Source organism: Saccharothrix xinjiangensis, from assembly GCF_039527585.1.
Lineage (GTDB): Bacteria > Actinomycetota > Actinomycetes > Mycobacteriales > Pseudonocardiaceae > Actinosynnema > Actinosynnema xinjiangensis.
The window spans coordinates 126,278-146,705 of the sequence record NZ_BAAAKE010000009.1 but is presented as its reverse complement, the minus strand read 5'-3'; the positions used below and the strand labels follow the sequence as shown (position 1 = coordinate 146,705).

Annotated in this window: 20 protein-coding genes; 9 read left to right on the top strand and 11 right to left on the bottom strand. The window is 74.0% G+C overall.

Annotated elements, in window-relative coordinates; all coding sequences use genetic code 11:
- Positions 1-15 precede the first annotated feature (15 nt).
- The 5 genes from egtD to ABD223_RS20595 form a co-directional block, all read right to left on the bottom strand.
- The gene (gene egtD / locus ABD223_RS20615; protein WP_344037953.1) at positions 16-990 is read right to left on the bottom strand and encodes an L-histidine N(alpha)-methyltransferase; all 975 of its coding nucleotides are present in this window, start codon (positions 988-990) and stop codon (positions 16-18) included.
- Positions 987-1,736: an ergothioneine biosynthesis protein EgtC gene (gene egtC / locus ABD223_RS20610; RefSeq protein WP_344037952.1), complete on the bottom strand. Its 750-nt coding sequence runs from the start codon at positions 1,734-1,736 to the stop codon at positions 987-989. Before egtC ends, egtD begins: the two co-directional genes overlap by 4 nt.
- A 2-nt stretch (positions 1,737-1,738) precedes the next feature.
- Entirely contained in the window at positions 1,739-3,112 is a 1,374-nt protein-coding gene (gene egtB / locus ABD223_RS20605; RefSeq protein WP_344037950.1) for an ergothioneine biosynthesis protein EgtB, read from the bottom strand.
- Entirely contained in the window at positions 3,109-4,356 is a 1,248-nt protein-coding gene (locus ABD223_RS20600; RefSeq protein ID WP_380645772.1) for a glutamate-cysteine ligase family protein, read from the bottom strand. The genes egtB and ABD223_RS20600 overlap by 4 nt, the downstream gene beginning before the upstream one ends.
- A 295-nt stretch (positions 4,357-4,651) precedes the next feature.
- Positions 4,652-5,332: a Scr1 family TA system antitoxin-like transcriptional regulator gene (locus ABD223_RS20595; protein ID WP_344037948.1), complete on the bottom strand. Its 681-nt coding sequence runs from the start codon at positions 5,330-5,332 to the stop codon at positions 4,652-4,654.
- Between the two features lie 127 nt (positions 5,333-5,459).
- Between ABD223_RS20595 and ABD223_RS20590 the strand changes: the two genes are divergently transcribed.
- From ABD223_RS20590 to ABD223_RS20580, 3 genes are read left to right on the top strand one after another with little or no spacing between them, the layout of a single operon-like run.
- Positions 5,460-6,056 carry a TetR/AcrR family transcriptional regulator gene (locus ABD223_RS20590; RefSeq protein WP_344037947.1) on the top strand — a complete coding sequence of 199 codons (597 nt, stop codon included), beginning with the start codon at positions 5,460-5,462 and terminating at the stop codon, positions 6,054-6,056.
- 6 nt (positions 6,057-6,062) lie between these two features.
- Positions 6,063-7,235 (top strand): MFS transporter, encoded by a 1,173-nt coding sequence (locus ABD223_RS20585; protein ID WP_344037946.1) that lies wholly within the window; start codon positions 6,063-6,065, stop codon positions 7,233-7,235.
- A gap of 10 nt (positions 7,236-7,245) precedes the next feature.
- On the top strand, positions 7,246-7,737 hold the full coding sequence (locus tag ABD223_RS20580; RefSeq protein ID WP_344037945.1) for an acyl-CoA thioesterase: 492 nt from the start codon (positions 7,246-7,248) through the stop codon (positions 7,735-7,737).
- A gap of 115 nt (positions 7,738-7,852) precedes the next feature.
- On the opposite strand, the gene ABD223_RS20575 is transcribed toward ABD223_RS20580, so the two are convergent.
- Positions 7,853-8,932, bottom strand: a complete 1,080-nt coding sequence (locus ABD223_RS20575; protein ID WP_344037944.1) for a TetR family transcriptional regulator — start codon at positions 8,930-8,932, stop codon at positions 7,853-7,855.
- Positions 8,933-9,021: 89 nt separating this feature from the next.
- Here ABD223_RS20575 and ABD223_RS20570 point away from each other — a divergent pair, with 89 nt between their 5' ends.
- A complete protein-coding gene (locus ABD223_RS20570; RefSeq protein ID WP_344037943.1) occupies positions 9,022-10,191 on the top strand; it encodes a cytochrome P450 family protein in 1,170 nt (389 codons plus the stop codon).
- Between the two features lie 127 nt (positions 10,192-10,318).
- Entirely contained in the window at positions 10,319-11,614 is a 1,296-nt protein-coding gene (locus tag ABD223_RS20565; RefSeq protein ID WP_344037942.1) for a cytochrome P450, read from the top strand.
- Between the two features lie 100 nt (positions 11,615-11,714).
- Here the strand turns inward: ABD223_RS20565 and ABD223_RS20560 are convergent, their stop codons facing one another.
- Entirely contained in the window at positions 11,715-13,190 is a 1,476-nt protein-coding gene (locus tag ABD223_RS20560) for a peptide MFS transporter (protein ID WP_344037941.1), read from the bottom strand.
- A 178-nt stretch (positions 13,191-13,368) separates the two neighbouring features.
- Here ABD223_RS20560 and ABD223_RS20555 point away from each other — a divergent pair, with 178 nt between their 5' ends.
- Positions 13,369-13,902 carry a TIGR03086 family metal-binding protein gene (locus tag ABD223_RS20555; RefSeq protein ID WP_344037940.1) on the top strand — a complete coding sequence of 178 codons (534 nt, stop codon included), beginning with the start codon at positions 13,369-13,371 and terminating at the stop codon, positions 13,900-13,902.
- 219 nt (positions 13,903-14,121) lie between these two features.
- On the opposite strand, the gene ABD223_RS20550 is transcribed toward ABD223_RS20555, so the two are convergent.
- From ABD223_RS20550 to ABD223_RS20535, 4 genes are all read right to left on the bottom strand, one after another.
- The gene (locus ABD223_RS20550; protein WP_344037939.1) at positions 14,122-14,628 is read right to left on the bottom strand and encodes a DUF4262 domain-containing protein; all 507 of its coding nucleotides are present in this window, start codon (positions 14,626-14,628) and stop codon (positions 14,122-14,124) included.
- An 88-nt stretch (positions 14,629-14,716) separates the two neighbouring features.
- Positions 14,717-15,466 (bottom strand): YebC/PmpR family DNA-binding transcriptional regulator, encoded by a 750-nt coding sequence (locus ABD223_RS20545; protein WP_344037938.1) that lies wholly within the window; start codon positions 15,464-15,466, stop codon positions 14,717-14,719.
- 18 nt (positions 15,467-15,484) lie between these two features.
- Positions 15,485-16,120 (bottom strand): pyridoxal 5'-phosphate synthase glutaminase subunit PdxT, encoded by a 636-nt coding sequence (pdxT, locus tag ABD223_RS20540; RefSeq protein ID WP_344037937.1) that lies wholly within the window; start codon positions 16,118-16,120, stop codon positions 15,485-15,487.
- Positions 16,121-16,296: 176 nt separating this feature from the next.
- A complete protein-coding gene (locus ABD223_RS20535; protein ID WP_344037936.1) occupies positions 16,297-17,520 on the bottom strand; it encodes a trans-sulfuration enzyme family protein in 1,224 nt (407 codons plus the stop codon).
- A 77-nt stretch (positions 17,521-17,597) separates the two neighbouring features.
- Between ABD223_RS20535 and ABD223_RS20530 the strand changes: the two genes are divergently transcribed.
- The 3 genes from ABD223_RS20530 (at position 17,598) to ABD223_RS20520 (ending at position 20,383) form a co-directional block, all read left to right on the top strand.
- Positions 17,598-18,053 (top strand): Lrp/AsnC family transcriptional regulator, encoded by a 456-nt coding sequence (locus tag ABD223_RS20530; RefSeq protein ID WP_344038110.1) that lies wholly within the window; start codon positions 17,598-17,600, stop codon positions 18,051-18,053.
- A gap of 70 nt (positions 18,054-18,123) precedes the next feature.
- A complete protein-coding gene (locus ABD223_RS20525) occupies positions 18,124-19,983 on the top strand; it encodes an acyl-CoA dehydrogenase family protein (protein WP_380645782.1) in 1,860 nt (619 codons plus the stop codon).
- A 10-nt stretch (positions 19,984-19,993) separates the two neighbouring features.
- Positions 19,994-20,383 carry a DUF6292 family protein gene (locus ABD223_RS20520; protein ID WP_344037934.1) on the top strand — a complete coding sequence of 130 codons (390 nt, stop codon included), beginning with the start codon at positions 19,994-19,996 and terminating at the stop codon, positions 20,381-20,383.
- The last annotated feature ends 45 nt before the right edge of the window (positions 20,384-20,428 follow it).

The following is a 20,428-nucleotide window of genomic DNA, read 5'->3' as shown; positions in this document are numbered from 1 at the left end:
CGGAAAAGCTCCCGGCTACCCGATCGCGCGGGCCAGGCTCAGCGCGAACCGCCCCTCCTCGTCGGTCCACCAGCGGTGCAGCTCGAAGCCCGCCTCGCCCAGCTCGCGCTCCACGCCCTCGCGCCGGAACTTCGCCGACACCTCCGTGCGCAGCTCCTCGCCCTCGGCGAACTCCACGTCCAGGCCGAGCGCGGGCACGTGCGACCGGACCGCCCGCAGCGCCCGCAGCCGCATCTCGACCCACTCCTCGTCGGCGTTCCACAGCGCGACGTGCGCGAAGTCGTCGGGGTCGAAGGCCGCGCCCAGCTCCCGGTTCACCACCCGCAGCACGTTGCGGTTGAAGTCCGCGGTCACCCCGCGCGCGTCGTCGTAGGCGCGGACCAGCACGTCCGGGTCCTTGACCAGGTCCGTGCCGAGCAGCAGCCACTCACCCGCGCCCAGCACCTCCCGCACGGAGGTGAGGAACTTGTCCCGTTCCTCCGGGATGAGGTTGCCGATCGTGCCGCCCAGGAACGCCACCAGGCGCGGCGGCGCGCCCGGCAGCAGGCCCAGGTGCTCGGTGAAGTCGCCGACCACGCCGTGCACGCGCAGGCCCGGGTAGTCGGCCAGGATCGCCCGCGCCGCCTCGACCAGCGCCGACCGCGACACGTCCAGCGGCACGAACTCCTCCAGCGTGCCGTGCTCGCGCAGCGCGGTGAGCAGCAGCCGGGTCTTCTCCGACGAGCCGGAGCCCAGCTCGACCAGGGCGCGGGCGCCGGTCGTCCGGGCGATCTCCGCGGCTCGCGCCACCAGGATCCCGCGCTCGGCCCGGGTCGGGTAGTACTCGGGCAGCCGGGTGATCTCCTCGAACAGGTCGCTGCCGACCGCGTCGTAGAACCACTTCGGCGACACCCACTTCGGCCGCGCGGTCAGGCCCGCCCTCGCCTCGGCGCGCAGCGCCAGCGCCGCGTCCTCCGGGCTCAGGTGCACGTCCAGCACAGGCTCGGTCATCGTCGTCCCATCCCCTTGATGTCCACACCGGACACGTCGGCCGTGACCACGTGCCCGTCGGGCAGCTCGCGCCAGCCCGGGTCGTCGTCGAGCGGTTCGGAGGCCAACGTCACCGCGCCGCCGCCCGCGCGCACCCACAGCGAGTGGGTCCACGTCGTGCCGGCGAGCACGGTCCCGTCGGTGAGCAGCAGGTTCAGCCGTGAACCCGGTGCGGCGGCGGCCACTTCGGACACCACGTCGGCCAGTGCCGCCGCGGGCGCGGCGCCCGCCGCGAGCCTCGACCGCACCAACGCCCACAGCAGCGCCGAGTCCGTCGGCGCGTCCATGGTCAACAAAGCTTCGGTCGGCAGTGTTCCCGCCACGTCCACGACGGACCCCGGCCAGCCCGCGACGCGGCCGTTGTGGCTGAACAGCCACCGCCCGTCGGTGAACGGCGCGCACGCGGTGTCCACCACCGGCATCCCCACCGTCGCCGAGCGGACCGCGGCCAGCACCGCGCCGGACACCACGACCCGGCTCAACCGCGCCAGGTTCTCGTCCGCCCAGAGGGCGCCGGCCCGGCGGTAGCGCACCGCCGGGCCGCCCGGCGCGGGGTACCAGCCCACGCCGTAGCCGTCCGCGTTGACCGTGCCGCCGCCGCGCATGTCCCCCGGCGCGTGCGACTGCCGCTCCAGCGAGTGCGGCGGGTCGTGCAGCAGCGCGGCGAGCGGCACGGCGGGGCCCAGGTAACCCAGGTGGCGGCACACGGTCAGGCCGATTCGTCCCGGCTCGCGTCCCGGGCGCAGCGGAAGCCCGCGAAGATCTGCCGCCGGATCGGGTAGTCCCAGTTCCGGAACGTGGCGCGCAGCGCCGCCGGGTCGGTGCCGAACGAGCCGCCGCGCAGCACCTTGTGGTCCGGGCCGAAGAACACCTGCGAGTACTCGGCGTACGGGAACACCTCGAACCCGGTGTAGCCGCGGAAGTCCGAGCTGGTCCACTCCCACACGTCACCGATCAGCTGGTGCACGCCCAGCGGCGACGCGCCCGCCGGGTACGCGCCGACCGGTGCGGGCGAGAGGTGCCGCTGGCCGAGGTTCGCGTGCCGCCCGGTCGGCTCCTCGTCGCCCCACGGGTAGCGGCGGGACCGGCCGGTCGCCGGGTCGAACCGGGCCGCCTTCTCCCACTCGACCTCGGTGGGCAGCCGCTTGCCCGCCCACCGCGCGTACGCGTCGGCCTCGTGGTAGCAGACGTGCACCACCGGCTGGTCCGGGTCGAGCGGCGCGGTGACGCCGAACGCGGTGCGGTGCCACCGGTCGCCGTGGCGCTCCCAGAAGCGCGGCGCGACCAGGCCCGCCTTGCGCGCGTGCGCCCAGCCCTCCTCGCTCCACCAGCGCTGGTCGGCGTAGCCGCCGTCGGCGACGAACTCCAGGTAGGCGCCGTTGGTGACCGGGGTGGTGTCGATGAAGAACGGGTCGGTGGACGCCAGGTGCGCGGGGCGCTCGTTGTCCAGCGCCCACGCCTCGGTGGAGGTGCCCATGGTGAACGGGCCCCCGGGCACCAGCACCTCGGCGGGCCCGACGGGGCCGCCGGGCGGCGGTGGCGGCGCGTCGAGCACCGGGTCGCCGACGCGCAGCTGGTGCGTGGCCAGCATGGTCTCGTCGTGCTGCTGCTCGTGCTGCACGATCATGCCGAACGCGAACGCGCCGTCGACGAGCCTGCTGCCCTCCAGCGGGGTGCGCTCCAGCACGTCGAACACCTTGTCGCGGACCTCGGTCACGTACCGGCGCGCCTCGTCCGGGCCGAGCAGCGGCAGCTCCGGGCGGGTGGACCGGGCGTGCTTGAACGCGTCGTACAGCTCGTCGATGTCCGCGCGGACCGGCTCCCGGCCGCCCACGTCGCGGACGAGCCACAGCTCCTCCTGGTTGCCGATGTGCGCGAGGTCCCACACCAGCGGCGACATCAGCTTGGAGTGCTGGCGCACCAGGTCGTGGTCGTCGACGGCCTCGGTGAGCAGCCTGCTGCGGTCGCGGGCCCTGGTGAGCTGGGCGGCGACGTGGTCGCGCAGGCGCTCGGCGGCGGCGCGGTCCGGGGCCGCCCCGCCCGCGCCGTTCCCGTTCGCGCTCCTGTCCTGCGTGCTGGTCATGAACGGCCCCCTCCGGTCTTCTCAGCGAGCGTTCGGTGCAGTTCCTCGGCGACCGCGTCGGCCTGGCCCGCCGACAGGTCGGTGTTCGCGAGCGCGGCGCACCCCAGTTCGACCACGTCGCGCGCGGCGCGGGCGAGCACCGGGTCGTGCAGGCCGTAGCGGGCGGCGGCGAGCCAGCGGCCCGCGGCGGTCTCGGTGGCGGCCAGCGCGGCGTCCACCACCTCCGGCGCGCTGAACAGCGCGACCAGCAGGACCACGGGCGGCACCCAGCCGCCGTCCGCCGGCGTGTCGAGGTAGCGGACCTCCACGTACCCGCGCGGGCGCACCGGCGGGAACTGGAGGCTCAGGTGGTAGTCCAGGTCGTCCCGCGTCGGCCGCCGGTCCAGCGCGCCCCCGATCCAGTCCGCGAAGGTCAGCGGGTGCGGCGGGGTCCAGTCCGGTCCCGGTCGGCGCACCACGATGACCGGCGCGTCGAGCACGCGCCGGGCCCACGCGGCGGCCGGGTCGGCGCACACCGCGGCGGGGCGGGTGCGCACGGGGTCGGTGGCGTAGAGGGACCGCATCCGGGCGCTGGCCCAGTCGGTGCGCCTGCCGCCGACACCGGGCGAGTTGGCGAACAGGGCGTTGAGCACGGGTCCGAGCGCGTGCACCGCGGCCCACCGCTTCGGCAGGTCCTCCAGCAGGCCGAAGTCCAGGCAGACCTGGAGGCCGGCGGTGCTGCACATCATGGTGATGCCCTCGGGGCCGAGCGGGGCGAAGGCCTGCTCCATGGCCGCGTAGCGGGGCACCCGGAGGAGTCGGTTCGGCGGGCGGAACGGGTCCGCGCCCCGGCCGCCCAGGCGCAGCCCGGTCGGGGCGAGGAGGTCCTGGAGGTGGTCGACGTCAGCGGCGACGGTCTTGATCAGGTCGCTCAGCGATTCGCGCGGCGGGGTGGAGATCTCCACCTGGCCGCCGGGCTCCACCGTCAGCGGTGTGCCGGACGGGAGCGTTCGCCGGGGGCTGTCCGGGACGAGGGTCGGCGGCGCGTGGTCGCCGAGCGCGGCCGCGAGGGTCGCTGCGTCCAGGGGGCGGGCGGGGTCTTCGACGTGGTGGACGGTCCATTCCAGTTCGACTCCGAGCAGTCTCGGGGGGCCGTGCTTGAAGCAGACCGACGCCACGTAGGCCTCGGCTTCCGCCCTGTCCCGGAACACCGCCGGGACGGGCCCTTCAGCGGACGCGTAACGGACAGCAGTCACTTTGCGCACTCCCAGTGATCATCCTCGTCCTGACGACGCTACACGGGGGTACCGACGAACACAGCACGCCGAAACGTGCTCACCATCGCGGTGTCCACGCTGTGAGCAGGGGGTTCACCTCGTGGACAGCCGGGCGCAGGTCGTTCTTCGCCGGGCGCGGGACGTCCGGCGAGGGGGCGGAGGGGAGGGCGGGAGGGGGCGCAACCGCCGGCCGGGTGACGGGACCGGCGAGGACCGGCGGTCCGGGCGGGACCCGGTGGCCCGAGGGAGGCCGAGGGTCCGGGCGGAGACCCGCCGAGGTGGATCAGGCCTGCGCGCGGGGGGTTTCAGCCCGGTCGACCTCCGCCCCGTGGACCTCCGCCCCGTAGACCTCCGCACGGCGGCGGAACTCCGCCCGCGAGGACGGCACGTCGAGCGCGATCCGGTCGAGCAGGTCGGCCCGCCGCGCCCCGACCGGCAGCGCGAAGGGCGCGCGCAGCGACCCCGCGCACCCCGCCGCGAACGGCACGAGCCGCACCACCGCGTCCTCCCGCTCCGCCACCGACCGCCACTGCCCGGCCAGCACCCCGGCGTCCCCGACCCGGGCGTGGAGCGCGGCCTCGTGCACGAAGAACCTCGTGGTGGACAGCGCAGAGCCGCCCTCCCCACGGCCTTCTCCGCCGCAGCCCCAGCCGCCCTCTCCGCCGCTCCCCCCGCCAGGGCCCTCGCCACACTCCTCGCCGCTGCTCCCGCCGCCCTCTCCGCCGCCCTCCTCACCAAGCGCGGCGGCATAAGCGGGCGTGCGCAGCTGCCGCGGCACGCACAGCGTCTCGAACACCACCAGCCCGACCCCCGCGGGCGCGCCGGGGTCCGGGCCCACGAGGCCGAGGAGGTCGATCAGGTCCGGTCCGCGGCGGCTCCGGTCCCGGGTGGACGGTCGGCCCGCCGGCCACCCCAGGGCCGCCGCGGTCCGCGACAGTGGCCGGATGTCCTCACCTGCGGTCACAACCTGTCACCGTAGTGGCCCTGACCAGGTCTTTCGAGCCCGATCCGACAAGTACACCCCAAAGTGGACCCGCCCAAGCCGTACGTACTGATTGGATTTCGCCGATCAGCCCTGGCAACATCGACCGGTGCCCAGGGTGAGCCAGGACCACCTCGACGCCCGCCGCCGCCAGATCCTGGACGGCGCGCGTGCGTGTTTCGCGCGCTTCGGTTACGAAGGCGCGACCGTGCGCCGCCTGGAAGAGGCTACCGGCCTTTCCAGGGGCGCCATCTTCCACCACTTCCGCGACAAGGAATCGCTCTTCCTCGCCCTCGCCGAGGACGACGCGTTGCGCATGGCGGAGGTCGTCGCCGAGCAGGGCCTCGTCCAGGTGATGCGCGACCTGCTGTCCGCGCCCGCGCCCACCGGCGACGCCGAGCACCCCGCCGACTGGCTGGGCACGAGGCTGGAGGTGTCGCGGCGGCTGCGCACCGACACCGAGTTCCGGGCGCGCTGGGCCGAGCGGTCGCGGCAGCTCACCGACGCGACCCGGCAGCGCCTGGAGCGCCAGCGGGAAGCCGGGAACCTGCGCGACGACGTGGACGTGGACGTGCTGACGTCGTTCCTGGAGCTGGTGCTGGAAGGCCTGGTGTCGCACCTGGCCATGGGGCTGCCGGCCGACGACCTCGAACCCGTGCTCGACCTGGTCGAGGAGAGCGTCCGCAGGCACCGCCGCACCGGGTGAACCGGGGTGAACCGGTACCTCTTGTCGGCCGGCCTCGCGCGCCTCGCGGACGAGATGGTGAGCGTGGCGGTGCTGATGCTGGTCGCGTCGCGCACGGGCTCCGAACTGCTCTCCGGGCTGGTGGTCGCCGCCTACACCGTGCCGTCGGTGGTGTCCGGCCCGCTGCTCGGCGCGTGGCTCGACCGCGCCCGCCGGCCCGTGGTCCTGCTGGTGGGCAACCAGTTCACGCTCGCGGCGATGACCCTGGCCATGCTCGTCGCCCCGGCGCCGCTGCTGCCCGTGCTCGCCTTCGTCGCGGGCATCACGCTGCCGATGACCAGCGGCGGTTTCACCAGCCTCGTGCCCAGGATCGCCGCGTCGAGCGGGGTGGACCTGGACCGGGCGACGTCGCGGGACGCGCTGCTGTTCAACGCCGCCGCGATCGGCGGGCCGGCGCTGTCGGGCGTGCTGGGCGTGGCCGCGTCGCCCGGGGCGGCCGTGGCCGCGATCAGCGCGCTGTCGCTGGTGGGCGGGCTGTGCACGACGGCGCTGCGCGTGCCGCCGCACCCGTCGGACGCGCACCCGTCGCTGTGGACCGCCGTGCGGCGCGGGGTGCGGCACCTGGCGACCACTCCCCCGCTGCGCGGCGCGACGATCGCGTCGGTGCTGGGTTACGGCGCGACCGGCCTGGTGTTCATCGCGCTGCCGTTCCACCTGGAGGACCTGGGTCCGGGCCGGGACTCGGTCGGGATCGCGTGGGCGGCGCTCGAAACGGGCTGCGTGGTGGGCGTCCTGGTGGCGCGGCGGTGGCTGGCGCGGCGGCGGCCCGAGCGCGTGGTCTTCGCGACGGTCGCGCTCTACGGGCTCACGCTGCTGCTGTGGCCGGTCGCCGGCAGCTTCACCGCGCTGCTCGCGGTGGTCCTGCTCAGCGGCCTGGTCCAGGGTCCGACGCTGCCCGCCACCATCACCGCCCGGCAGCGGTACACGCCGGGCCCGCTGCTCGGGCAGGTGTCGACCACCGGGGCGAGCCTCAAGATCGGCGCGTTCGCGCTCGGCGCGGCGGCGGCCGGCACGCTGGTCGAGGTGTGGCGGTGGGCGCCCGTTTCGGTGATCTTGCTGGTGGCGGCCTGCGAGCTGCTCGCTGCGTCACTCGGGGCAATCGCCGCCAGGTCCGGTCCGGACGCCCCGCCGACACCATAGGATCTACGCCATGGCCGACCCGCGAGCTGCCCACGTGCACCGGGTGCGGGTGCGCCCGGTCGACTGCGACCGCCAGGGGATCGTGCACGCCTCCCGCTACGCCGTCTTCTTCGAGGCCGCGATGGTGGAGACGCTGCGGTCGCTGCTGGGTTCCTACAAGGAGCTGGAGAAGCACGGCGTCGACTTCGTGATGGCGGAGACGTCCGTCCGCTACCTGAGCCCGGCCCGGTTCGACGACCTGATCCGGATCGCCGTGCGGGTGCGCACGCTCGGCACCACGACGCTGACCATGGGGTTCGAGGCGGACGTCGACGGCACGCCGGTCGCCACCGGCTGGAACCGCTACGTCTCCTTCGGCACGCCGGAGCTGCGCAGCACGCCGATCCCGGAGGACTTCCGCCGGGTGCTGGAGCGCAGGCCCGCGCCGAGCCGGACCGCCAGACCCGCGAGCACCAGGACCAGGTCGGCCGACACCAGCTCCGCGCCCGCGACCCGCGGCTGACGCACAGCCGCCCTGCGACCGCCCTCACCGGACCTCCGGCCGTCCCCGCCCGCCGGACCTCCGGCCGGCACCCTCCCGCCGGACCTCCGGCCAACCCCTCTCACCAGACCCGCCGTCAGACCCGCCGCCAGGCCTCTCGTCCGACCTTCGCCCGCCCCTCGACGCCCACCGCGTGACCGGCGCCCGAACCCTCGGCGCGGGCCACCACCCGACCACCCCGCACCCGCACCGCGACCTCGGTCTCGTCGCTGACCGAGGGCACCCCGGCCGCCGCCGCGAGCGCGCCGCCCTCGTCGCACACCACCCGGACGCGCGGCCACGCCCCCGCCGGGAACGCCTGCCTCAGGCAGGAGCACAGCTGCGACACCACCAGCCTGACCAGCGGCGCCAGTTCGCCGGGCGCGCCGGTGACCGCGGCGACCGTGACGAGCCCGCCCGCCCGCACCGCCTCCTCCGCCGCGGCCAGGCGGTTGAGCCCGAGCACCACGACCACGCCGTCCTCGTCCGGCACAACGGGTTCGGCGCGCACGAGGTCCACCGCGGTCGGCGGTCGCCACGGCGCGTCCTCGGCCCGGACCGGCGGCCGGGCGGGCGGCGGCCACCAGTCGCTCAGCTCCAGGCCCGCCAGCCGCTCGCAGGCGCTGATCACGTCGAACGGCTCGCCGAAGCCGGGCGCGGCGCCGGCCAGCCCGCTCGCGCCGTGCAGGGCGGTGAGCACGGTCTCCGCGACGCGGACCATCCGCCTCGGCGGCGCGCCCGGCGGCGGGTCGACCGGCTCCAGGCGTTCCATCGCCAGGCCGAGCAGCAGCGCGTCGAGCTTGAGCAGCTGGGTGAACGGGCGCCGGGTCGCCTCCTCGGCGGCCACCTCGGCGGGGAAGTCGCGGTGCAGCGGGTCGAACGCCGGTGAGGTGACCCACGCGCGCGCTAGCGCGCCGAGCGCCGTGCGGAGGTCCGGGCCGCGCTGCGGGTCCGACGGCGTGGACGCGCGCTCCACCAGGTCGGCCAGCACGGCGAAGTACAGCGCCCGCTTGCCCGGGAAGTTCGAGTAGACCGCGCCCCGGGTCAGCTCGGCGCGCTGGGCGATCACGTCGACCTTGGCGTCCCGGAAACCGCGCTCGGCGAACTCGGCGCGCGCCGAGGCCAGCACCCGCGCCCGGTTGCGCTCCTGGAGCTCCGCCCTGCTCAGCCGCACCATCACGCTCCCCGTTTGCCACGCGCCGCGCGATCAAGATACCGTGCAACTCAGATGACATGAACATCTGATCTGAACATCTGGAGTTCCCGATGACCGTTTCCGAGTTGAACCCCGCCGACCCGGCGGTGCTGCTCGACCCGTTCACCGCCTACGGCAGGGCCCGCGAGGAGTCGCCCGTGGCGCGGATGCCGCTGCCCGGCATGGGCGCGCTGTGGGTCGTCACCCGGCACGAGGACGCGCGGGCGGTGCTGAACGACCCGCGCTTCGAGGTGAACGCCAACAGCTTCCTGCGCCCCGGCCTCCCGGAGGACTGCCTGCCGTACATGCGGACCATGTCCGAGATGGACGGCCCCGGGCACACCCGCCTGCGCAGGCTGGTCGCGCCCGCGTTCACCGCCCGCCGGGCCGCCGGGCTGCGGTCACGGGTCGAGTCGACCGTGGAGGCGCTGCTGGGCGCCCTGCCGGACGACGACCCGGTGGACCTGCACGCGCACTTCGCCCGCCCCCTGCCGATGGAGGTGATCTGCGAGCTGGTCGGCATCGACCCGGCCGACCGACCGAGGTGGCGCGAGCACGGCGCGGCCGTGGCGGCGGGTCACGGCGAGGCTTTCCTCGCGGCGATCCCGGAGATCATCGCGGACGCGCGGGCGGCCGTGGCGAGGCGCGCGGGCGAACCGGGCGACGACCTGATCTCCCAGCTCCTGAGCACCAGGGCGGAGGACGGCGACCGGCTCTCCGAGGTCGAGCTCGTGACCCTGGTGTGGCACCTGGTGCTGGCCGGCCAGACCCCGACGAACCTCGTCACCAACGGCCTGGCCGCGCTGCTCGACCACCCGGACCAGCTGGCCGTGCTGCGCGCGAACCCCGACCTCGTGCCGCGCGCGGTGGAGGAGCTGACCCGCTGGGCCGGGCCGCAGCTGCTCACCACGCCCCGGTACGCGACGGAGGAGGTGGCGATCGGTGGTGTGGTGATCGGCGAGGCCGAGCCGATGACGGTGGCCATCGTGTCGGCCAACCGCGACCCCCGGGTGTACGACGACCCGGACGAGCTGGACGTCACGCGCACGCCCTCGGTCGGCCACCTCGGGTACTCGCACGGGCCGCACTTCTGCCTGGGGGCGGCGTTCGCGCGGGTGCAGGTGGAGGTGGCGCTGGCGGCCGTGCTGAGCCGGTTCCCGGACCTGGCACTGGCGGAACGGCCCGCACCCATCCCCGACGGGGGCACCTGGCGGCTGGCCTCGCTGGTGGTCCGGCGCTGACGTGGCCGAAGGGCTGACGAGGGAAGCCGCAGCACCCTCGTCACGGCCCGCGGGACAGCCGCGACGCCCGCTCCGCCGGAGCCGTTTTTCCTTGAAACCTTCTCGCGTCCGGTCCAGTGTGGTCACCATGTCCACGGTGAAGAACGCGGCGCTGCTGTTCATGGGGCGCAACGTCGTCCGCCTGCAAGCCCTCCTCGGCGACCCGGCCGGCCGGTTGTTCGGCACGGACCCGACCCGCGACCCCTACCCGGAGTTCGAGCGGGTGCGCGGTCGGGGCGTGCTGGTGCGGAGTCGGATGGGGTTGTACCTGACCGCCTCGCACTCCCTCAGCTCGTCGCTGCTGCGCGACCCGGGTTTCGGCACGCTGGCGCCGAACGCGCTGTCGCCCGTGGACTCGGTGGCGCACATCGGCGGCCGGCGGCTGGTGAACCCGGTCGAGGAGTCGTTCCTGGTGCTCAACCCGCCGGAGCACACCCGGCTGCGGCGGCTGGTCGCGCCCTGGTTCACGCCGCGCGGGCTGCGGGCCCAGGAGGCGACCGTGGAGCGCGTGGTGGAGGAGTACCTGGACGAGGTGGCCGAGCGGCCGACGTTCGACCTGGTCCGCGACTTCGCCATGCGGGTGCCGATCCAGGTCATCGCGGACCTGCTCGGCGTGCCCGGCGCGGACCACGCCGCGTTCTCCCGGTGGGGCAGCTCGCTGGTCAAGGCGATCGACGGGGTGCGCGACCTGGGCGAGATGCGGGAGCTGCACCGGAGCCTGCGCGAGTTCGACGAGTTCCTCGGCGACCTGGTCGAGCACCGGCGGCGCGAGCCCGGCCCGGACGACGTCGTGTCGGCGCTGGTCGCGCGGGAGGACCTGTCCCGCGAGGACCTGATCGCCACCACGGAACTGCTGCTGGTGGCCGGGTTCGAGACGACGGTCAACCTGATCGGCAACGCGGTGCTGGCCGTGCTGGGCGAGCCCGAGGTGCGCGAGCGGCTGCTCGCCGACCCCGCGCACGCGGAGGCCGTGGTGGAGGAGGCGCTGCGCTTCGACCCGCCGGTGCAGTACACGGTGCGGGTCCCGTTCGAGTCGACGGAGGTCGCCGGCACGCGGGTGCCGAAGGGCACGCCGATCATGATGCTGATCGGGGGCGCGAACCGGGACCCGGAGGTGTTCGCCGACCCGCACCGCTTCACCCCCGGCAGGCCGGACGTGCGCGAGCACCTCTCGTTCTCCTCGGGCGTCCACTACTGCCTCGGCGCGGGACTGGCCCGGATGGAGGCGGCCGCGGCCCTGCGCGGCCTGTTCCGCCGCTTCCCGGACCTGCGCGCGGCGGGGCCGGTGACCCGACGTCCGTCGCGGGCCATTCGGGGCGCCGCGCGCATTCCGGTAACGACTGGGGTGAGAAAACGACACACGATGGTGGAAACCATCGGCTGACGCACCGCACTGTGGTGCATGCTGGTGGGGCGAACGACCCGCCGCACCGCCGCCGCGGCGGGTCGTTCGCATTTCTCCGCAACGATGCGGAGAAGGCCCCCTAGTCCACGCCCCGCATCAAGCCGTGGATGGACTTGGCCCCGGCGACCAGCGAGACGCCCAGCGCGATCGCCAGCCCGCCGAGCACGCCGAAGTACGCCACGGCGTTCTCGTCGCTGTAGAAGCGCACCACGATCGCGCCCACGCCCTGCCCGGCCGCCGTGGCGAGGAACCACAGGCCCATGGTCTGCGAGGCGAACGCGCGCGGCGCGAGCTTGGTCGTCACGGACAGGCCCACCGGCGACAGCATCAGCTCGCCGCAGGTCATCACCAGGTACATGGTGATCAGCCACAGGAAGCTCACCCGGACCGCCGGGTCGCCCTGGCTCGCCACCATCAGCAGCAGGAACGACAGGCCCACCAGCAGCAGCGAGTAGCCGAACTTCCGCGGCGTCACGGGCTGCCGCTTGCCCAGCCCCACCCACAGCAGGGCGAACAGCGGCGCGACCGCGATGATCATCACCGGGTTGATCGACTGGATGAACGACGGCGGGAAGGACAGGCCCAGGAACGAGGTGTCCACGCGCGTGTCCGCGAACGCCGCGATCACCGTCGCGCTCTGCTCGAACAGCAGCCAGAACATGGCCGCCGCGATGAACAGCGGGATGTAGGCGATCACCCGGGACCGCTCCACCGGCGTGGTGCGCGGGCTGCGGATCATCACCGTGAAGTAGCCGATCGGCAGCAGCACCGACAGCAGGCTGATCAGGTTGATCACGCCTTCCGCGCCGAGCACGCCGGTCGCCACCAGCAGCGCGACCACCAGGACCGCGCCCAGCACCGCGGCCGCGATCCGGCCCAGCACCCGGCCGCGCTCCTCGACGGGCAGCGGGTTGGGCGGCGCGGCGGCCGAGTCGCCGAGGCCGCGCACCCCGATCCGGTACACGACCAGGCCCAGCGCCATGCCGACGGCCGCCGCGCCGAAGCCGAGGTGCCAGTCGTACTCCTCGCCCAGGAAGCCGCACACCAGCGGCGCCAGGAAGCCGCCGAGGTTGATGCCCATGTAGAAGATCGTGAAGCCGGAGTCGCGCCGCGGGTCCTGCCGGTCGTAGAGGCCGCCGACGACCGTGGAGATGTTCGGCTTGAGCAGGCCGGTGCCGAGCACGATCAGCACCAGGCCGGTGTAGACGCCGGCCAGGCCGATCGGCAGCGCCAGCGCGACGTGCCCGAGCATGATCAGCACACCGCCGTGGAACACCGCCCGCTGCCCGCCGAGCACCCGGTCGGCGAGCCAGCCGCCCGCCACGCCGGACATGTAGACCGAAGCGCCGTAGATGGCGACCAGCGACAGCGCGAAGCTCTGGTCGAGCCCGAGCGCGCCCTCCGCCGTGGAGCGGTACAGGTAGTAGGCGAGGATCGCTTTCATCCCGTAGTAGGAGAAGCGTTCCCACAACTCGGTGAAGAACAGCGTGGACAGTCCTCGGGGGTGACCGAAGAAGCCCTTCTGCGGGGTGGAGACGGCGCTCGTGGCGCTCACTGGGGTCCTCCTGGTGTCACAACGTCACCATCGGCAGTCGAGCCAAACTACGCCGAACGGGTGTAACCCGAGAAATTCACTTACCCCCGAGTGGCCCAAAGCACAGCCCCGGGGTGCGCCGGGCGGGAACCTTTGGTGCACTCGACTGGTGGATCTGATCGAGGCTCACGGACTGGCGATGAGGGAGTTCGACTCGCGGGTGCGGGAAGTGCGCCCCGAGCAGTGGGACGGGCCGACGCCGTGCCCGGGGTGGACCGTGCGCGACCTGGTCAACCACCTGGTGCACGAGCAGCTGTGGGCGCCGGAGCTGCTGGCCGGCTGCACGGTCGAGCAGGTGGGCGACCGGTTCGACGGCGACCACCTCGGCGTCGACCCGCTGCACTCGTGGGTCCTGGCGGCGGGCGCGGCGCGCGAGGCGTGGATCGCGCCGCACGCGCTGGAGAAACCGGTGGACCTGAGCCAGGGCGAGGCCCCGGCCGAGGAGTACGGCTGGCAGATGACCTCGGACCTGGCCGTGCACACGTGGGACCTGGCGCGGGCGGTCGGCGCGGACGAGCGGATCGACCCCGGGTTGGCGGAGGCGGTGCTGGAGTACGTCACGCCGAACGCGGAGGACTGGGCCGCGAGCGGGCTGTTCGCGCCGCCGGTGCCCGTGCCGGACGACGCCGACGCGCAGACCAGGCTGTTGGCCCTCCTCGGCCGCCGACCCTAGGCGCGCCGGCCCTCGGCGCACCGGCCCTCGGGAGCCGTCACACGCGCCCCGTCACGTCCGGTCTCCCCCAGCCCGGACGTGACGGGACGCGCCTCCCCCACCGCTCGTGCGCCAACCCCCGACGGACCCGGCGCACCCCACAGTCATAGCCCGTCGGAGGTTGTCCGAGGTCGGTGCGCGCAGGTTGACAACACCTGCCTGACAACGCGGGTCGGCCCGTCAGGGCCCGGTGACGCCCGGCTCCCAGCTCTCGGGCCGCCCGCTCTCGGTCAGCAGCAGCTGCCAGTCGCCGAAGCCCATGGGCGCGTCGTGGTGCCACGGGAAGCGGCCCTGGGCGGTGGGCACGACGATCTGCACGGCCGCGAAGTCGCCCTTGCCGTACAGCAGGAACGCGCTGCCGAAGAACTCCGGGTAGAAGCCCTTGAACACCCGCTCGAACGTGATCGGCACGCCGTCGAAGAAGTCCCGGTACAGCTTGCCCGGCAGGAACCGCTCGCCCGCGCGCGCCCGGTCGACGTAGGCCCGGATGAGCACCTGCGCCTGCTCCGGCGGCAGGCCGATCACCACGGCCTCGGCCACGCCGAACCGCCGCCAGGCGCCGACGGAGAACGCGTACCCCGCGCCCTCGTCGTCCTCGGGCACGGTGACCACCGCGTGCCCGTGCAGCTCGGCCTGCTCCAGCAGCCAGTCGCGCAGCTTCAGCTCTTCGGTCGTGGGGTTGGACACCGGGCCATTGTGCCCGTTCGGGCCCTCCGCAGGACCGCGCCCCCGCGCCGGGCGAGCGGCACGGGGGCGCGGGACCGCCGCTCGCGGGTCAGCCGACCTCGGCCATGACCTCGTCGGACACGTCGAAGTTCGCGTAGACGTTCTGCACGTCGTCGCAGTCCTCCAGCGCGTCGATCAGCTTGAAGATCTTCCGCGCGCCCTCGGCCTCCAGCTGCACCGACACGGACGGCAGGAAGTTCGCCTCGGCCGACTCGTAGTCGTACCCGGCGTCCTGGAGGGCCTTGCGCACGGCGACCAGGTCGCCGGCCTCGGACACCACCTCGTAGCTCTCGCCGAGGTCGTTGACCTCCTCGGCGCCCGCGTCCAGGACGGCCATGAGCACGTCGTCCTCGCTCAGCTCGCCCTTGGGCACGATCACCACGCCCTTGCGGCTGAACATGTAGGCCACCGAGCCGGGGTCGGCCATCGAGCCGCCGTTGCGGGTCATCGCGGTGCGGACCTCGGACGCGGCCCGGTTGCGGTTGTCGGTCAGGCACTCGATCAGCACCGCCACGCCGTTGGTGCCGTAGCCCTCGTACATGATGGTCTGCCAGTCCGCGCCGCCCGCCTCCTCACCGCCGCCGCGCTTGCGGGCCCGCTCGATGTTGTCCAGCGGCACGGAGTTCTTGCGCGCCTTCTGGATGGCGTCGTACAGCGTGGGGTTGCCGTCCGGGTCGCTGCCGCCGGTCCGCGCGGCGACCTCGATGTTCTTGATGAGGCGCGCGAACAGCTTGCCGCGCTTGGCGTCGATTGCGGCCTTCTTGTGCTTGGTGGTCGCCCACTTGGAGTGGCCGCTCATTTCTCCTCCGTCTGTCCTTCAGCCCGCCGCACGGACCATGTCCACGAATAGGCGGTGCACGCGCCCGTCGCCGGTCAGTTCCGGGTGGAACGAGGTGGCGAGCACGTGCCCCTGCCGAACCGCGACGATCCTACCGGCGGCGTCACCCGCGTCCTCGGATTCGGGGACCCTGGCGAGCACCTCGACCTGGTCGCCCGTCGACTCGACCCACGGCGCGCGGATGAACACGGCGTGGACCTCGCCCACGTCGGTGAAGTCGAGCTCGGCCTCGAAGGAGTCGACCTGCCTGCCGAAGGCGTTGCGCCGGACCACGATGTCGAGGCCGCCGAGCTGGTGCTGGTCGGGCCGGCCGTCGAGCACCCGGTCGGCGAGCAGGATCATGCCCGCGCACGAGCCGTAGGCGGGCATGCCCTCCTTGATCCGGGCGCGCAGCGGCTCCAGCAGCTCGAACGTGTCGAGCAGGCGGCTGATGGTCGTGGACTCGCCGCCGGGCAGCACCACGCCGTCGACCTCGGCCAGCTCCTCGGGCCTGCGGATCGGGCGGGCCAGCGCGTCGGCCTCGGCCAGCGCGACCAGGTGCTCACGGACGTCGCCCTGGAGGGCGAGGACACCGACGACGGACACGATGGGTATTCCTCCTAGATGAGACCCCATCAGCGTAGGTGACCGGGACGGGCGCGTGCTCGTGACACCCGCCCGCCCCGATCGGTCTTCCCGTGACGCCCAGTCGCGCGTCACGACCCGCCCTGCGGCCTGGTGGGCCGCCGGGGGACGGTCTCGGGGTCCGCCCGCCGGAAGGGTCACGGCGGGGTTCGGAGGCAGCCGGGACGCTATCCGGTCTGGACCAGCTCGCCCGTCCGGCTTGAGGAAGGCTTGATGTAATTGCCCTCACAACCACCGGACAGCGCCTGGTCGAGGTCGTCCCACAGGTCTTCGACGTCCTCCAGCCCGGCGCTGAGCCGCAGCAGGGAGTCCGGCACGCCCGAGGCCTCGCGGTCGGCGCCGGGCACCAGCCGGTGGGTCAGCGCGGCCGGGTGCTCGACCAGCGTGTCCACCGACCCGAGGCTGACCGCGGGCGTGATCAGCCGCAGCCGCGCGACCACCGCCGCCGGGTCCTCCCGCGTGGTGAGCGCCAGCACCGCGCCGGGCCCGCTCATCTGCGTGCCGACCAGGCCGGCCGGGTCGCCGCCGGGCAGGCCGGGGTGCCGCACGAGGCCGACGCCCGGGTGCCCGGCGAGCCGCCGGGCCAGCTCGACGGCCGTGCGCTGGGCCGCCTCCACGCGCAGCGGCAGCGTGGCCAGCCCGCGGTGCAGCAGGTAGCCGCCCAGGGGGTGCAGCACCGCGCCGGTGACGATCCGGACCTGGCGCAGCGCCGCCGCGCGCTCCTCGGCGCAGGCCACCACGCCGCCGAGCACGTCGCCGTGCCCGCCGAGGTACTTGGTGGCCGAGTGCAGCACGTAGGTCGCGCCGAGCGCCGCCGGGTTCTGGAGCACGGGTGTGGCGAAGGTGTTGTCCACGACCACCGGCACCGGACCGGCCCGCTCCACCACGGCCGCGACGTCGAGCAGGTCGAGGTTGGGGTTGGCGGGCGTCTCGACCACGACCAGGCCGGTGTCCGGGGTGATCGCGTCGGCGACCCGGTCGGCGGTCGCGTACGTGGTGCGCACGCCGAGCAGGCCGCTGGACAGGAGGTGGTCGGTGCCGCCGTAGAGCGGGCGCACGGCCACCACGTGCGGCTTGCCGGCGAGCGCGCACGCCGCCTGCACCACGGCGGTCACCGCGGCCATGCCGCTGCCGAACGCGACCGCCGCGGCCGTGCCCTCCAGCGCGGCCAGGGCCTGCTCGAACCGGGCGACCGTGGGGTTGTGCAGCCGCGCGTAGACCGGGGAGGCGGCGTGGGCCGCGCCCTCGGCCAGGTCCTGGAGCGCCCGGCCGCCCGCGGCCTGGTCGGGCACCGGGTAGGTGGTGGACAGGTCGATGGGGAGCGCGTGCACGCCGAGGTCGGCGAGGTCGTCGCGCCCACCGTGCACCGCTGTCGTTCGCAACCGCTTCATGGTCGGATCGTGGACTTCTCATCGGTCCGGTGGTCAGACTTCCGCACGTCGTTCGGCGGACGAAGGGGTTCGTTGTGCTGGATTCGGTGGACACGGCCATCGTGCGGGAGTTGCAGAAGGACGCGCGGCTGCCCAACAAGGACCTGGCGGAGCGCGTGAGCGTGGCGCCCTCCACGTGCGTGGTGCGGCACCGGTCGCTGCGCGAGCGCGGCGTGATCACCGGCTACCACGCGGAGGTGGACCTGGCGGCGGTCGGGCGGCCGGTGCAGGCGGTCATCGCGATCCGCGTCCGGCCGCACACCAGGGCGATCGTGGAGCCGTTCATGGAGTACGCGCTGTCACTGCCCGAGGTGCTGGCGCTGTCGCACGTGGCGGGCCCGGAGGACTTCCTGGTGCACGTCGCGGTCGCCGACACGGCCCACCTCCAGCGGCTGGTGCTGGACCGGTTCACCACGCGGCGCGAGGTCAGCGAGGTGCAGACGAACCTGCTGTTCCAGCACGTCCGCAAGCACACGATCCCCCCGACCGGGTGACGCACTCCACTCGTCGCGGGGGCTACTGGCGGGTACCCCTGCTTCCCAGGCGGTGGAACGGGGGTACGTGGTGGCGGAGCTGACCGAGGCGTTGCGGGACCTGCTCGACGGCAGGTGGGCCGGGCTGCGCCGCGACTCGCTGGACCTGCTGGGCAAGGTCGGGCCGGTGCGCGACCTGCCCCGCGAGGAGCACCGCGCGTGGGTGCTGGAGCAGATGCGCGTGCTGGCCGACGGCGGCCACCCGCTGACCGGGTTCCCGGCCGAGCAGGGCGGGCACGACGACGTGGGCGGCTCGGTGGTGGCCTTCGAGGTGCTCGGGTTCGGCGACCTGTCGCTGATGGTCAAGGCGGGCGTGCAGTGGGGCCTGTTCGGCGGCGCGGTGCAGGCGCTGGGCACCGAGGAGCACCACCGCCGGTACCTGCCGGGGATCATGTCCATGGAGCTGCCCGGCTGCTTCGCCATGACCGAGACCGGGCACGGGTCGGACGTGCAGAACCTGCGCACCACCGCCACCTACGACCCCGGGGCGCGGGAGTTCGTCGTGCACACGCCCGACGACATGGCGCGCAAGGACTACATCGGCAACGCGGCCCGCGACGGGCGGGTGGCCGTGGTGTTCGCGCAGCTGGTCACCGGTGGCGAGGAGCACGGCGTGCACGCCCTGGTGGTGCCGATCCGCGACGCGGAGGGCCGCCCGGCCCCCGGCGTGACGATCGAGGACTGCGGGCCCAAGGCGGGCCTGAACGGCGTGGACAACGGCCGGCTGACCTTCGACCACGTGCGGGTGCCGCGCTCGGCGCTGCTCAACCGGTACGGCGACGTGGCCGAGGACGGCGCCTACTCCAGCCCGGTCGAGGGGCGGGGCCGCCGGTTCTTCACCATGCTGGGCACGCTGGTGCGCGGCCGGATCAGCGTGGCGGGCGGCGCGGGCAGCGCGACGAAGAAGGCCCTGGCCCTCGCGGTCCGGTACGGCGAGCGGCGGCGGCAGTTCACCCGGCCGGGCTCCGGCGAGGAGGTCGTGGTGCTCGACTACCTGGCCCACCAGCGGCGGCTGCTGCCCGCGCTGGCGCGCACCTACGCGCTGCACTTCGCGCAGGAGGAGCTGGTGTCGGCGCTGCACGACGTGACCGACGACCGGGGGCGGCGGGAGCTGGAGTCGCGCGCCGCCGGGCTGAAGGCGGTGGCCACCTGGCACGCGACCCGCACCATCCAGGAGTGCCGGGAGGCGTGCGGCGGCGCGGGGTACCTGTCGGAGAACCTGCTGCCGGCGCTGAAGGCCGACACGGACGTGTTCACCACGTTCGAGGGCGACAACACGGTGCTGCTCCAGCTCGTCGCGAAGGGCCTGCTGACCAGCTACCGCGACCACGTCGGCGACCTGGACCCGTGGGGCATGATCCGGTTCGTGGCCGACCAGGCGGTGAACGTGGTGATCGAGCGGACGGCCGCGCGGGCGCTCATCGACCGGCTCGTGTCGGGCAGCTCGGACTCGCTGCTGGACCGGGGCTGGCAGGTGCGGGTGTTCGAGGACCGCGAGCGGCACGTGCTGGAGGGCCTGGCGCGGCGGCTGCGGCGGGCGTCGGCGGACGACGCGTTCGAGGTGTTCAACGCGGCGCAGGACCACGTGCTGCACGCGGCGCGCGCGCACGTGGACCGGGTGGTGCTGGAGGCGTTCGTGGCCGCGCTGGGGCGCGCCTCCGACCCGGCGGCGGCGGAGCTGCTGGGGGAGGTGTGCGACCTTTACGCGTTGAGCGTCGTCGAGGCCGACCGGGCGTGGTTCCTGGAGCACGGCAGGCTGACGCCCCAGCGGTCCAAGGCGGTGACGCAGGCGGTGAACGAGCTGTGCGGTCGACTGAGGCCGCACGCGCGGACCCTGGTGGACGCCTTCGGCATCCCCGAGGCCTGGCTCGCCGCGCCGATCACGACGTGAGGGGTGGGACATGTGGCCCGAGGACGAAGCAGCGGCGCTGGCCCAAGGCCTGGCCGGGTACGTGAAGGCCGTGGCCGAGGAGATCGGCGTGCCGCACGAGGGCACCGAGTTCGAGGTCTCCGACACCGCCACGGCCTACCTCGCGCTGGCCGAGGGCCGGGGCCGGGACCTGATGCTGGTGTGGAGCAGCGAGCACGGCTGGTCGGTGGCGGTGGAGACCGATCCCGGTGAGCAGCCGGTGACGGTGGCGCACCTGGGGTCGCCCCTGGTGCCCGAGCCCCCGGTGGTGGCGCGGTTCGTGGCGGACGTGCGGGCGGGCGAGCCGGGGCGGCCGGAGCTGACCGTGGCCGACGACCGGCGCCTGCTGGCGCGGCGGCTGCGGGACTACATCGGGGATTAGGCGGGCGGGCCCGGCGCGGTCCACCACCGCCCGGTCCGGCGCAGC